A 15,286-nucleotide genomic window follows, 5' to 3' on the forward strand; every position below is an offset into this window, starting at 1 on the left:
GCAAAATTCTTTCATTCCACCCCCGTTTTCACGGGGGGGGCTTGGGGGGAATATCCGAATCAATTGCTTTAACTTATTGCTCACTTGTCCAAGCGCCCTGACTAGCGGGCGCTACACGTTTTAAGTCAAATTCTGGCAACAGATTACATCGGTTCTCTAACCAGGTGCCACGGCTACCGCGAAGAGATGCTCATGTTACAAGCCGCCTGGATTCACAATCCACCTTGTCTGACTGCGATCTTCCAAATCGGCTTTTCGAGCCACCAAAAGGAACAACGAAATTCACGGTGAAAATTCTTGCGTCCTAGACTACCCCCTATTACAACTGGTACGTGGCACTTTCGCCACCAAATTTCTTTTCCCTGGGGGCCGCTCATGAATCGCTGGACTTCTACGCTGTTTTTGTCGCTGTCGTTTGTCTTGGCAATTACAGCTCCTACCCAAGCTAATCCCATCTTGTGGCCTATCGAACAAGGGGGAAACGGGCATTATTATGAGTTAGTGGAAGAGCCACAATTTTGGGCAGAAGCAATATCCGCCAGTATGCTACGTACGCCACCAACCGGCTACAATCCAGGGCATTTAGCTACAATTTCAGGTATAGCAGAGAATGAATTCCTACGATTCACATATGCCAATAACATGAGAGTCGGCGCTTGGTTCGGATTTACGGATGAACTTATCGAGGGGGAATGGCGTTGGATCGATAATACTCCCGGGATTTGGCAAGACCCGGATAATTTTGCACACCCAATCCAAACTGCTTTTGTAAATTGGATTCCAGGAAATGAGTTTAATCCTAGTGAACCCAATAACCATAACGGCAACGAAGACTATGGATTATTCAGTTTTGAGAACGCCTTTTTTCCAGGGTTTTGGAATGATGGGGTAGGCCCAAACACCGGAAATAAATTCGCCTATGTCGTCGAATACGAACCTATCCCAGAACCTTCCACTATGGTTATCGTAGGCTTGCTTGGGATAACCCTGCTTGCTCGTAAGTCCCCCGGACTTTTTCGGCGTAAAAAATTGGCGGGCGGAATGTAACTGATAATACTGCCCCGCTGGGGGCCTACCCGGCCAGTCTCCTGGATGCTGCCAGGATGTATTTCTGGCAGTTAGGGCAACACTACCGGGTAGCGGAATGTTCCCCAGCTTTGCCGGTCGGCAACGTGCCACCGGTTAAACTGTCGAGAATCAAATCTTTGATCCGCTGGCGGGTTCCCACAGTGAGGGACGGCCAGACGCGGATCAGGTCTAAGAGGTCGGCATCCGTTACACCGTCAAGAATTTCGCGGGGAATATCCGCGTTTACGTTACGGATTACGTTACGGCGGGGATCGTCACTGGAATTTGCCGTATTTTGCGGCTTTTTTTGATCCTGTTCGAGGCACACCGGGCCTAGTTAATTTTCGTTTTTATCTATGCGCGGCCTTTTCCCATAATCCGTAATGGCGTTCAAGCTACCTCAAACTTTGCCTAAGGTACCAGGAGCACAAGATCGCACGCCCCGTGGTGGGATCGCGGATTGCAGGGTATTTTACTCAAATATTCAATCCCGGAAATAAAAATTCATAAAAAATAATTAGATCGCTAGCTGCTCTGAGAGGTTTATCAACGCAGCCATTGGCAGGCGCATTTTGACGGCCTCATTACGTTTCAGATCATAGTTACCAACCAGCACGTAAAACCAATCAGCGGTTGATGGCTGGATTTTGGCAATGTGGGCAACGATAGTCGGAGCAACTATCTAAAGCAAAGTATGATAACACCAGCTTCTGATTCAGGGACCGGTCAAAGATCGGCCGACACACCAATCAGTCGCCAACCATTGCGGCACAAAACGTCCCGCAAATTTATTGATATATGTCTCTCTACATCACATAACATTTGATGATCCCAAGTGTCAAGATGTCACAAGAAAATTTGCATCACAAAATATTTATCAACAATTTTCCCAGCAGCCTTTGATCACCAACGCTGTTAAAAAAGTATTCTGACATAACATCTTGTCGTAACTAAATTAACGCATTCTTTGGTAGAAATTGTGCCAACATGGATTATTCGACAACCCCCTCCTTTAAAAACACGGTTGTTTTAGACAGAAAACCACGAAATCCGTGTCATGGCACGTAAAATGCTTTCCATAATTCGCACATTATTTTAGTACTTTGTGGGAGTATTACACCCATGCACGCGAATTTGGAATTTTTAGTTTTTTCCCATCTCCGTTGGAACTTTGTTTATCAACGGCCGCAACATATTTTATCCCGTTTGGCTCGGCATCATAAAGTGTATTTTATGGAGGAACCATTGGAGACGGAATCTTCCACTGGAATGTTGGAAGTTTCTCCCTCCGCCGAAGATCCCAATGTCATCGTCCTTCGCCCCCATACCAATGTGCGGGAAAAAGGATTTACCCCGGCCCAAATCCAAGCCATCACTCCGCTGTTAAAGGGATTTTTATCAGAAAATCATTGTGATAACTATGCCGCTTGGCTGTATACGCCGCTGGCACATGGTTTTTTAGAGCAGTTGCGTCCCCAGGCGGTGATTTATGATTGCATGGACGCCTTGGATGCCTTTTTGCATGCTCCCCCGGAATTGCGGGAGCAAGAAGAAAAGCTTTTAACGTCAGCCGATTTGGTCTTTACCGGAGGGCCGAGTCTGTTTCGTCGCCTGCAAGGTCGCCACCCTGCGGTGCATTGCTTTGCCAGTAGCGTGGATGCGGAGCATTTTTCCCAGGCGCAGCAGCAGCGGGAATCGTCCGACCACCGGCCCGAACCCGCGGATCAACAATTTTTACGCAAGCCCCGCCTGGGATATTTTGGCGTCATTGATGAGCGCATCGATCTGGAATTGCTGGATACCTTGGCCCGCAGCCGTCCCAATTGGGAAATCGTCATGGTCGGTCCCGTGGTCAAAATTTCTCCCGAATCCTTGCCTCGGCACCCCAACCTGCATTATCTGGGCCAAAAACCCTACGCTGAATTGCCGTTATATATGCGCAGTTGGGATGTTTGCCTGCTCCCCTTTGCGCTCAATGATTCAACCCGGTATATCAGTCCCACCAAAACCCTGGAATACATGGCGGCGGAAAAACCGATTGTTAGCACGCCCATTACGGATGTGGCGGAACCGTACGGCGAGGTGGTTTATCTGGCGGATACCCCGGATACTTTTGTCGCCCAATGTTCGGCGGCCATGAACCGTACACCGAGTGAGAAAGAGCGGCAAGTAGAACACATGCGCGGCATATTGGCAAAAACCAGTTGGGAGCGAACGGTCGAGCTTATGCGGGCGCTTATCATGGACCACCTGGGCCAGGAAAACCAGAACGGGGCGAGCGTAAATCAATCTATGAATCGCTTGAAGGTGGTCGTGGAAAAAACCAAGGGAAATTCCCTGGGAAACGGGGCTGGACAAAGTTATTCCGCGAATGGCACCAACAAACAGCACAAAAATAACGACCACAACATTGATGCCCCGGTGGTGGTGATTGGAGCGGGCCCCACCGGACTTAGCGCGGCGTACCACCTAGGGAGTCGGGGCTTTTTAATCGAGCAAAATTCCACCGTGGGTGGATGGTGCCGTTCCCAGGAAGTGGCGGGATTTACCTTTGATTGCGCGGGGCACATCATGTTCTCTAATGATGCTTACGTGCAAGAATTATATCGCATTTTGCTGGAAGACAACGTCCATTGGCAAAATCGCGAGGCCTGGATTTACAGTAAGAATGTGTATACCCGTTATCCCTTTCAAGGAGCTTTATACGGCTTGCCGCCCAACGTTATTAAAGAATGCTTGGTCGGCGCGATTGAGTCACGGTTCGGCAGTTTAAAAAGTCCCGTGTCCCCCGATAGTAAAGCGAATTCCGCGCATAGCGACACCAAAAACAATGGCTCGACGACAAAATCCGGTGGTAACGGCCGCGCTGTCGAACAGAACGGCAACGGGCATGCCGCACATTCGGACGGAGCATCCACGCAGCGTCATGGCACAAATGGAACATTAAAAAATGGCGCCGCTACAAATGGCATCTCACCACTTGGTTTATCCGGAGGAACTCCGGCGCCTGTGAGGGGAGGACGCCTGGGCAATATGGCCCTGCCGGGCCAACGGCCTGAATTACACCGTGAAATTTTGCCCGCCGCCAGCACACCGCCCGCCCCTTTGTCATGCCAGCTCTCCAAGGATACCACCAACGGAAATTCCGCCAAGATTCCCGCGGGAGATGTCAAAGATTGCTGCGCGGATGGAATCCTGGAAAGCAGCGCTCCCCTGGTCGATGCCGCCCCCCATGACGCGCCAGCAAAAGAACCGCGTAATTTTGAAGAGTTTATTTATAAGGTCTGGGGGGCGGGCATCGCGCGGCATTTTGCGATTCCTTACAACCAAAAATTATGGGCCGTACCCCTGACCGAAATGGAAACTTCATGGCTCGGGGGCCGAGTGCCACTACCCGATCTGGAAGAGATCATTGATGGAGCGTTGCAGCCCGTGGCCAAACCCATGGGTCCAAATTCGCGGTTTGGATATCCGCTGCGCGGCGGCTTTCAAGCGCTCATGAATGGTTTTTTGCCCCATGTGCGGGATCGTTTAGCCTTGAATTGCCGGGTGGCCGCGGTTTCCCCCGCGCGGCATACCATTACCCTGCAAGATGGCCGGGTGGCGCGCTATCAAAAGCTTATCAGCACCATGCCCTTGCCGGTGCTGGTGCGCATGCTGGGGGACGAGGCCCCCCCGGAAATCCACGAGGCCGTTTCACGGCTCAGGCATGTTTCGGTCCGGTGCGTAAACTTGGGCGTGGGACACGAAAAACTGACCGAAAAACACTGGATTTACTATCCTGAACAAACCGTTTTTCACCGGATCTTTGTCCAGGGCAACGCCAGCCCATATTGCAATCCTCCCGGGGGATTTGGGTTAACCTGCGAGATCACCTATTCCCCGCACAAACCATTGCCGTGTGATGGCGAAGAGTTAACTCAATTGTGCATCCGCGAATGCCGCGAAGTGGGAATCATCGGGCCGGATGATCCCATCTGGGTCACCAGTCAGGTGGATATGCCTTATGCGTATGTGGTCTACGATCATCAACGGGCTGCAGCGATCTCCGTGATTCGTCAATTTATGGCCGAGAATGACATTATTTTATCGGGACGTTACAGCGAGTGGGAATATTACAACTCCGACCATGCGTTTATCGCGGGAAAGAAAGCCGCGGAAGAAGCCTTGGAAAGTATTAAGCCCCACCCCACGCATGGCACTGCCAAGCCTAGCCCGGAAACGGCGCGCTCGCTCGCCTGATAAGCGAAAGATTTATCCCCAGGCGTTGATTAACTCATTGAGAGCACCCCTAGCCCAGAGCCGTTTATGTTAACCCTTTCCGAAGAATTATTGTCTCCTTCCCCGGGAATCGCGGAAGACACCTGGGAAGCCGCCTGTCGCCAATTACTGGATGCCGTCCCCCAAGAATACCTTTCCTTGATTAGCTTGTTGCTGAAGGAGCGGAACGGGGGAGGCTGCGGGTTGCGCGATTGGATTTCGGCCGTGGCTTTTCGCGGAGCCAAGTTTCCCCACAGTATTCCTCCCCAAATCGTGAGAATTTATTTAAATGATCCCGAAGCCGTCCCCTTGCATGATTGTGAGGAATGCGGCTTGGCCGTGCCTGTGCGTCCCAATCGGGTCCATGGCCTCGAAAGCGACCCGGAATGCGAGTATTTTCCCACTTGTCCGTTATGCGGCGGCCGGACCGGTCCCTTTTATTATTGGTCGGAATTTCGCACCCAGCTCCAGCGCCGCAAACCGCGCTAGGTATGCCTTATCGCTAATCCGCGAACCGACAGGGGGGATTAATGTCAATAACATTTAGTCCAATGGATTTGCAAATGTGGGGTGGCTTGGAATGTACCGTCAACCGCGTACGGAATCGGTATTTTGACCAGTTGCATTTGTCCGGACACCGCGGCGCGCAAAGTCTTCAGGATTTGGAGCTGTTGGCCGGAATGGGGTTGACCGCCCTGCGATACCCGGTGTTATGGGAACATCATGGCACGGCCGGGGGAAGTTTACGGGAACTCCCCTTGGTGGAACGGCAATTGGAAAAAATAAAAAGCCTGGGGATGGAACCAATCGTGGGCTTATTGCACCATGGCAGCGGGCCTCCGGGAACAGATTTGCTATCCGCGAACTTTGTGGAGGGATTTTCCACATATGCGGCGCGGATCGCCCAAAAATTCCCTTGGATCGAGTATTACACCCCCATCAACGAACCGCTCACCACGGCGCGCTTTAGCGGATTATACGGACACTGGTATCCCCACAAACGTTCGGACCGTGACTTTGCTCTGATGTTATTGCAACAATGCCGCGCCATTCTCAGCGCGATGCGGCAAATTCAGCGGATCAATCCGCGCGCAAAATTGGTATTCACCGAAAACCTCGAATATGTGCATAGCACGCCCCCGTTAAAGTATCAAACCGACTTTGAAAACGAACGCCGCTGGCTGTCAGCGGATTTAATTTTGGGAAAAGTTGGGCGGGGTCATCCCCTGTGGGACTATTTTCGGGATGCCAAGGTTAATCGCGGCGAACTAGAATGGTTTCAACGAAATAAACTGGTCCGCGGGGTAATTCTGGGATGGAATTATTATGTGACCAGCGAACGCTTCTTGGATCATCGCATTAGCCTTTACCCCCCCCGCATGCATGGAGGAAACAACCGCCACGCTTATGTTGATGTAGAGGCCGTGCGCATCCGCCGGCAGGGACTATTAGGCTTGGAGTGCCTGCTTACCCAGGCATGGGAACGCTATGGCCTCCCCTTGGCGCTGACTGAATGCCATTTGGCCTGCCATCGCGAGTCCCAGTTACGATGGTTGTGGGATGCCTGGCAGGCTGGCCGCCGACTTAGAAAACAGGGCGTCGACCTCCGGGCTGTCACCGCTTGGAGTATGTTTGGCAGCCACAATTGGAATCATTTGTGCACGCGGGATGACGGACATTATGAATCCGGCGTATTTGATATTCGCGGACAAACACGCCGTCCCACCGCGCTGGCCCATCTGGTAAAACATTTGACGCAAAAAACGCCGCTGCCGACAACCACTTTGATAGGCAAGGGTTGGTGGAATGGTCCGGAGCGGTTTTGCTATTCCCCCTTTAATACAGCCACGGAATCAAAAGTCCGCAGGAGCTTGCCCACCACCCCGCAGACAACCGCCAAAATCCTTATCTTGGGGGCAAATGGGACCTTGGGACGCGCGTTTCAATGGGCTTGCCGCGAGCGCGGCCTGGACCATGTGGCCTGCGTCCGCAATCAAGTTGACATTACCGATTCAAATTCCGTGGCGGCCATGTATGAACAGTGGCGCCCCTGGGCAATCATTAACGCGGCGGGCTATGTGCGGGTGGATCAAGCCGAATCCGATCCTCGTTCCTGCCAGTTGGCCAATGTCACGGGTCCCGCCCAGCTTGCATGCCTGGCCCGCGCGCGCGGAGTCCGATTATTAACCTTTTCCAGCGATCTTGTGTTTGATGGCCGAACCGCCAACCCTTACTTGGAAAACGCGGCGGTCCGACCGCTTTCGACCTATGGACGAACAAAGGCCCTCGCCGAGGATGTCGTGCTGGCCATCGATAAAAACGCCTTAGTCGTGCGAACCAGCGCGTTTTTTGGACCTTGGGACGATGCAAATTTTTTGACCAGCGCTCTGCGCCGCTTAGCCGCGGGAGAGCGGATTTCAGCCGCCCGCGATTGGGTGGTTTCACCCACGTATGTGCCGGACTTGGTGCATAATTGCCTGGACCTGCTGATGGATGGCGAATCGGGTGTGTGGCATTTAGCCAATGACGGACGGGTGAGTTGGGCCGAATTCGCCTGTCAGGCGGCGGAAATTTTTGGTTTTTCACGCGTGGCCATTCACGCCTGCCCTGGGCGGGAATTAAACCTACCCGCTCCCCGTCCGGCATATAGCGCGTTGGCCAGCACCCGGGGATACCTTTTGCCCACCTTGGCGAATTCCCTGGAACGTTACCATGCGGAACTGATTTCCAGCAATAAGCTCGCGGTTTAACTAGGAGTACTGGCGTGTCCCCTGAAAGCTTGACGGTGGAGCCGCACCCGCGGCCGTTGTTGGAACGCGCGGGCTGGATTTCGCTGAGCGGGACGTGGGACTTTGCCATTGACGCGGACGGAGTTTGGCGGACGCCGCAACAAGCGTCCTGGCCATCCGCCATCCGCGTCCCCTTTGCACCCGAGACCGTCGCCAGCGGCGTGCATCACACGGGACTATTTCGCGCTTGCTGGTATCGGCGCCGGTTTCGCGTTCCTCCCTTGCCCCGCGCTAGCCGGTTAATATTGCACTTTGGCGCGGTGGATTACTCGGCCGAGGTCTGGATTAACAATAAATTGGCGGTGCGGCACGAAGGGGGACATACGCCCTTTGGTGTCGATATCACCGAGCTCCTGGAAGGGGAAGAGCAAACGGTGGTTGTGCGGGCCGAGGATGATCCCAATGATCTGGCCAAGCCCCGGGGAAAACAAGACTGGCAGCTTCATCCCCATTCCATCTGGTATCCCCGCACGACCGGCATCTGGCAGGGAGTCTGGCTGGAAGTTGTTCCGGCGGTTTTTATTTCCACCCTCCGCTGGACGCCCAACATTGAACGGTGGGAAATCGGCATGGAAGCGCGGATAGGCGGCGCGCTTTCTTCGGATACGTATCTGACGGTAAAGCTCTGGTCGGCGAATACCATCATTGCCGAGGATCGCTATCATTTGTTAGGCAATGAGTTGATGCGCCGAATCGCGCTGTCCGATCCGGGTATCGATGATTATCGTAATGAATTGCTGTGGTCCCCCGCCCGCCCCACCTTGATCCAAGCGCGGCTCAACCTGGAAAACGGGGCGGGAGAAACCCTTGACTCCGTTCATAGCTACACCGCCCTCCGCTCCATCGCGATCCAAGGGGATCGCTTTGTGTTAAACGGGCGACCCTACCCCTTGCGCATGGTCCTGGACCAGGGTTACTGGCCCGATACCGGCCTGACCCCCCCCCACGACCAGGCGTTACGCCGGGATATTCAACTTATCAAGGCCATGGGCTTTAACGGCGTGCGCAAACATCAAAAAATCGAATGCCCCGGCTTTTTATACTGGGCCGATGTGCTGGGTTTATTGGTTTGGGAGGAAATGCCCAGCGCTTACCGCTTTACAAAACTTTCCATCGAGCGGCTAACCCGCGAATGGATCGAGGTCATCGAACGGGACTCCAGTCATCCATGTATCGTCGCGTGGATGCCCTTTAATGAGTCCTGGGGGGTTCCCGACCTGCCTGATAGCCCCACGCAACGACACTATGTGCAGGCGCTGTATCATTTGACAAAGACACTGGATCCCACCCGGCCCGTCATTGGCAATGATGGTTGGGAAAGCGTTGCCACGGATATTATTGGCATTCATGATTATGATCACGACCCCGAGCGCATCGCCCACCGTTATGGCGCGGAAACCCTGCCGCGGTTGCTCAAACGCGAGCGCCCCGGAGGAAGAATACTCTTACTGGGGAGCCACGCGACCGATGACCAGCCGATTATGCTCACCGAATTTGGTGGTATCGCGTTTTCCCCCGATCCCGCGCGCACGTGGGGTTATACGCGGGCGGATACCGCGGAACAATTCGCCACAGACTACGCCAACTTGTTGGAGGCGGTAAGATCTTCCACGACTTTGGCCGGTTTTTGCTATACGCAGTTCACGGATACCTATCAGGAAGCAAATGGATTACTGTACGCCGACCGCACCCCTAAAATTCCGATCGAATTGATTCGCGAGGCCACCCGCGGAGGGCAACCCCTCCCGGAACCTATCGAATGGGAATGGCGGGAAAGACTCATGAGCGCGCAACGCACCCAATATCTGATACCCAGCGAAGATTATCGCACGCATCGGGATCGTTAATCAGACGGAAAAATAGGAAACTCCCCGTCCCGACATAAAAAGCCACTCCCGCCCTGGGGATTAGAAAAGCCTTTATATATTACGTAAAGTCCAGCCTTGCAAGAGTTTATGCAATTCCTTAGAGGAGCGCGGCGATTCGTGAAGAGGCATAAATTTGGCTACACCCCGCGTCACGCGTTATAATCCCAAAAATTCAACGGCCAATGCCGTCATGTAACACCTTCAGGGCCGCCGCCGCCGTTGCCCACCTCGAATAGCCATTGGACCCGCTTCGTGGGTCTGGATGGATAGCTGTTTTCGCCCCCCTTTGTCATTCCTGCCAGCGGACTTCCCATGCGTGTCCTGTGGATCATCTTACGCAGCTTGGGCGTGGTTCTTTGTGGAATTATATTTACCAAGGCGCGACTTGCCTTGGCGGAGCCACCCGATTACCTGCAACAGATCAAGCCTATATTGCGGCAACGCTGTTTTGCCTGTCACAGCGGTCTTAAAGCCGAGGGGGGATTGCGCCTGGATGCGGCCAGTTTCATCAACAAAGGGGGAGATAGCGGGCCCGCGCTGCTAGCGGGCCAGTCCGAAAAAAGTGAATTAATCGCGCGGGTTACCAGTCATGACGAATCGGAACGAATGCCCCAGGAAGGAGCCGAGCTGCCAGAGGCCGAGATTCAAATCCTTAAGCAATGGATTGATCAAGGGGCAGCCCTGCCGGAGGAACCACTCCCCCCCGACCCGCTCACACATTGGTCCTTTGTCGCGCCGCGACGCCCCCCGATACCACCCCAAAGCGACCATAGTCCTTTAGCCGCGTCGGCTAATCCCGTTGATCGGTTTATTGCCGCGCGGCAGAACGCGCTGGGCGTGACGCCCCTGCCCCCCGCGGATAAAGCCGAGTTGTTACGGCGGGTCACGTTGGATTTGACTGGTCTGCCCCCCACCACCGCGGAGATGCAAGCCTTTATGGCGGATAGTTCGCCCGTCGCGTACACGGCCGTGGTGGATCGGCTGCTAGCCAGTCCCCGCTATGCCGAGCGCTGGGGCCGGCACTGGATGGATGTCTGGCGATATAGCGACTGGGACGGATTTGGAGCCGAAGTCCGCGAAAGCCAGCCCCATATTTGGCGTTGGCGCGATTGGATCATCCAGTCGCTGGCGGACGACAAACCGTATAATCAAATGCTGGTCGAAATGCTGGCTGGCGATGAGTTAGCGCCCGCTGATCCCGACATCCTGCGGGCGACCGGATTTTTAGCCCGTAATTATCATCGCTATAGCCGCAACACCTGGCTGGAAAACACCATCGAACATACCGGCAAGGCGTTTTTGGGCCTGACACTGAACTGCGCGCGGTGCCACGACCATAAATATGATCCCATTTCGCAAGCAGAATACTACCAATTGCGGGCTGTCTTTGAACCTTATGACGTGCGAATTGATCCCCTCCCCGGAGCAATCGACCCCGTCGCGGGAGGCTTATCACGGGTGTATGACGCCCGCCCGGAGCAACCCACGTATCTGTTTGAACGGGGTAATGAAAAGCAGCCCGACACCGAACATCCACTGATAGCTTCGCTACCCCGCATTTTAGGGGAAAGAAAATTAGCCGCGGAACAGCGCGAATTGCCCGTGACGGCCTGGTATCCGGCTGTCGCCCGCTCGTTTCAGAACGACTTTCTGGCCCAAAAAGAAGCAACCCTGAGCGCCGCCCGCGCGGAACTAGCCACGGCCCGCGCGGACTGGGATAAGCATCGTGCCGCTCCCTCCCCCACCGTCCCCGCTCCGCCAGCAACCGCGACATTGGCGGATCAGGCAAAGATTGTGGCCCCTGATCGGGGTGAGAAATTTTTATGGGATAATTTTTTGCGGCGAGACACCGAATTATGGCTATATGACCGGGGCAATTGGGAATTGACGGGGCAAGGTGTGCGGCAAACCGATCCCGCCGCCGATTTTTGCCTGATGATTTCCCAATCCCAACACCCCGCTGATTTCGTCGCCCGATATGCCTTTACCATTCGCGGCGGCGATGGCTATCGCTCGGTCGGACTGGCGTTTGATTTGACGGATAAGGATAACTTTCAGGCTTATTATTTAACGGCGTTTCCCGACAATCCCGGTAGCCAGTTCTTGCAGCGTGTTCGGGGAGCGGATACTTATCCCTCCGGCACCCACCGCGCATTTCCTGTGAATGTTGACTCCCCCCAAGAGGTCATCCTGGCGGTCCGCGGCCAACTGGTCAATGTTTGGGTGGGGGGAAAATTTCTCCTGGCATACCAGTTACCCCAGCCCCGCGCGGCGGGGGGCAAACTTGCGCTTTGGACCTTTGACGCGGTCGCTGATTTTCATCAAATTAGCGTGGAAGAGCTTAGCCCGGAGGTCGCGCTCGTTCCCGCCACACTTCCCGACTCTGGCGACAAAGCAATCGCGCAGCCGGAAGATCCCGTATTGACACAATTACGATTGCAACAGCGGGTGGAATTGGCAAGCGCAAAGCTCGCCCTGGCGGCGGCGGATGAACTATCCACGCGGGCGCGCATGGCGGCGGATCAATTGCGGTACATGGTCCCGCGGGAAGAAGCTCCCTCGGACGCCACTTCCACTCCCACTCCCGCAGTAACGGACGCCATCTCCGTGGCGGTGCGGGCGGAAGCAGCCGAAAAAACCGCCGCCGCTCAACTAAAGCTTGTTACCGCGCGACACGAATTGTCCCTGGCCGCGACTAAGGCCGAAAACGCCTCCACCTTGCCAAAGTTGCAAGAAGCCGTCGCCCAGGCTGAACAAGCGGTGCAAACCTTGGCGGCCCAAGCGCCCGCGGCGGATTACGCCCCGCTTGGCCCCCAATACCCCAAAAGCAGCACCGGCCGACGGTTGGCCCTGGCGCGGCGCATCGCCGATAATCAAAATCCACTGACAGCGAGAGTGGCTGTCAACCATCTTTGGCTGCGTCATTTTGGCGCGCCATTGGTCCCCACCATGTTTGATTATGGTCATAACGGCAAACCTCCCACCCACCCCGAATTACTGGATTGGCTGGCGGTTGAATTCATGGAAGGGGGCTGGCGAATGCGGCCGTTGCACCGGCTGATCGTGACTAGCCAGGCATATCAAATGGCTAGCCACGGCTCCGAGGAACTTACATCGCAGAATATGCGGCTGGACCGGGATAATCAGGCGCTGTGGCGGATGAACTCGCGCCGGCTCGAGGCCGAAGCGGTTCGGGACGCGGTGTTGTATGTGTCGGGACGATTGGATTTTACCGCGGGAGGACCGGATTTGGATCAAAATGCGGCTTTTGAGAATCCCCGGCGCAGCCTTTATTTTCGCCAGGCCAAGGAAAAGCGAGTGCCGTTTTTAGCGATCTTTGACCAAGCCAATGTCGCCGAATGTTACCGGCGCGACGAAACGATCGTCCCGCAACAAGCCCTGGCCCTGGCCAATAGCGAATTGGTGGCGGCGGCAGCCGAGCAGACAACAAAAAAGCTGGAACAACTCGCTGGCAAAGTTCCGTCGGATCCGGAGTTTGTAGAACGGGCTTTTAAGGCGATCTTAAATCGCGCTCCTACTTCCGCCGAGTTAGAACGCTGCCTGCGATTCTTAGCGCTCGTTCCCAGCGTGGAGCATCCCCAACCCGCCTCCGCTAATCACTCCCGGCGGCAAAGCCTGGTCCATGTGTTGTTTAATCATCACGAATTTGTCACCATCCCCTGACGTTGTCGCCAACCCCCCGGAACACCGCCCTACCGCGACAAAAAGGTAACTTCCATGTTTCAGCACGCTCACCGCCGACCTTGCCCTGTTCCCCTCGCCGCCCGCAGGCAATTTTTGCAACGCATGGGCCTGGGGTTTACCAACCTGGCGCTGGGCGCGATCCTAGCTAAGGATGGATACCTGCGGGCCGAAGCGGCACCATCCATTCCCCCGGACGGCAAACCGCATTTTCAGCCGCGGGCCAAAAGCGTCATCTGGATTTTTTTATGCGGGGGATTGAGCCATCTGGAAAGTTTTGACCCCAAACCCGCTGTCACCAAGTATGCGGGGCAGACTATCGCCGAAACCCCCTATAAGGATACCCTGGATTCCCCCTATCTTAAAAAGAACGTGCGCGAATTTGTCGCTGGTCGGCATAAAGTGCAACCCAAACTATATCCGCTGCAAGTCGGCCACGCTCCCCGCGGTCAAAACGGGCTGGAAATGAGCGATTGGTTTCCAGAGTTGGGCCAGTGCGCCGACGACCTGACGATCGTCCGTTCTTTATGGACGACGGACAACGACCACGGGGCGCAACTGCAGTTTCATACTGGTAGGCATGCCCTGGAAGGAGCGTTTCCCACAATCGGCTCTTGGGTGCATTATGGTTTGGGTTCGTTGAATGATAACTTGCCGCAATTTGTGGTCCTGGGGGGCGCTTTGGCCGATTGTTGCGGCGGCGTGGGGGGGCATGGGGCAAATTACCTCGGTCCCGAACATAGCGGCGTCACGCTGTCGGTTGATCCGGCCAACCCCCTTCCCTTTGCCAAGCCCAGCCGGCCTATTTCCCGTGAAGACCAACGCGCCGAGTTTGATCTGATTCGCGATTTGAATCAGCTTTCCGCCGACGGACAACCGGCGGATCCCGCCTTGGCAGCGCGGATCAAAAGTTATGAGCTGGCATTTGAAATGCAGGCCGCGATCCCGGGCGTGGTGGATTTAACCCCCGAACCAGCCCATATCCGTGAACTATACGGCCTGGATCAGGAAGCCACCCAGGTCCTGGGACGGCAATGTTTGGTCGCACGGCGTCTGGTGGAACAAGGGACGAGGTTCGTTCAAATTTTTCACGGCGCCAATGGGGGCGCGGGGGAATGGGATGCTCATGGCAAATTAAAGGAAGGCCACACCCGGCTTTGCGGGCAGATCGACCGACCGGTGGCCGCCTTGCTGCGGGATCTCAAACAGCGGGGGATGCTTAACGAAACGATCGTGGTCTTGGCCACCGAATTTGGCCGAACACCGGGAGCCGAAGGAGGCGATGGCCGAGATCATCATCCGTTTGGCTTTTCTATTTTGTTGGCGGGAGGTGGCATTCGCGGAGGCCTGGCCCATGGCAAAACCGACGAAATCGGATTTCACTCGATCGAGGATCGACACTATGTCACTGACATCCACGCCACTGTTCTGCACCAACTGGGCCTGGAGCCGCGCAAGCTAGAAATTCCCGGCCGCAAACGGCTGGAAATCGATTACGGTCAGCCTATACGACAAATTTTGAGTTAAGCAACTGGCCCCCTGCAGAATGTCAGTCTAGGTCCATGTTAACTCGCTAGATTCGAGTATGACCAATCAGAG

Annotated in this window: 8 protein-coding genes; 7 read left to right on the forward strand and 1 reads right to left on the reverse strand. The window is 54.9% G+C overall.

Translation table 11 applies throughout. From position 1 onward, the window contains the following. Positions 1 to 375 precede the first annotated feature (375 nt). Positions 376 to 1,047: a hypothetical protein gene (locus tag SFX18_19970; protein ID MDX1965433.1), complete on the forward strand. Its 672-nt coding sequence runs from the start codon at positions 376 to 378 to the stop codon at positions 1,045 to 1,047. Positions 1,048 to 1,129: 82 nt separating this feature from the next. On the opposite strand, the gene SFX18_19975 is transcribed toward SFX18_19970, so the two are convergent. Further along, entirely contained in the window at positions 1,130 to 1,396 is a 267-nt protein-coding gene (locus tag SFX18_19975) for a hypothetical protein (protein MDX1965434.1), read from the reverse strand. 794 nt (positions 1,397 to 2,190) lie between these two features. On the opposite strand from SFX18_19975, the gene SFX18_19980 reads away from it, so the two are divergent. From SFX18_19980 to SFX18_20005, 6 genes are all read left to right on the forward strand, one after another. Further along, entirely contained in the window at positions 2,191 to 5,310 is a 3,120-nt protein-coding gene (locus SFX18_19980) for an FAD-dependent oxidoreductase (GenBank protein ID MDX1965435.1), read from the forward strand. Positions 5,311 to 5,376: 66 nt separating this feature from the next. Further along, positions 5,377 to 5,817, forward strand: coding sequence for a hypothetical protein (locus SFX18_19985; GenBank protein ID MDX1965436.1), 441 nt, complete (start codon positions 5,377 to 5,379; stop codon positions 5,815 to 5,817). Between the two features lie 62 nt (positions 5,818 to 5,879). Next, positions 5,880 to 8,078 (forward strand): family 1 glycosylhydrolase, encoded by a 2,199-nt coding sequence (locus SFX18_19990; GenBank protein ID MDX1965437.1) that lies wholly within the window; start codon positions 5,880 to 5,882, stop codon positions 8,076 to 8,078. A 14-nt stretch (positions 8,079 to 8,092) separates the two neighbouring features. Then, positions 8,093 to 9,964: a glycoside hydrolase family 2 TIM barrel-domain containing protein gene (locus SFX18_19995; GenBank protein ID MDX1965438.1), complete on the forward strand. Its 1,872-nt coding sequence runs from the start codon at positions 8,093 to 8,095 to the stop codon at positions 9,962 to 9,964. Between the two features lie 333 nt (positions 9,965 to 10,297). After that, positions 10,298 to 13,669: a PSD1 and planctomycete cytochrome C domain-containing protein gene (locus SFX18_20000; GenBank protein ID MDX1965439.1), complete on the forward strand. Its 3,372-nt coding sequence runs from the start codon at positions 10,298 to 10,300 to the stop codon at positions 13,667 to 13,669. A gap of 54 nt (positions 13,670 to 13,723) precedes the next feature. Further along, positions 13,724 to 15,214: a DUF1501 domain-containing protein gene (locus tag SFX18_20005; protein MDX1965440.1), complete on the forward strand. Its 1,491-nt coding sequence runs from the start codon at positions 13,724 to 13,726 to the stop codon at positions 15,212 to 15,214. Positions 15,215 to 15,286 lie beyond the last annotated feature (72 nt).

This window comes from Pirellulales bacterium, from assembly GCA_033762255.1.
In the GTDB taxonomy this organism is placed as follows: Bacteria; Planctomycetota; Planctomycetia; order Pirellulales; family JALHPA01; genus JANRLT01.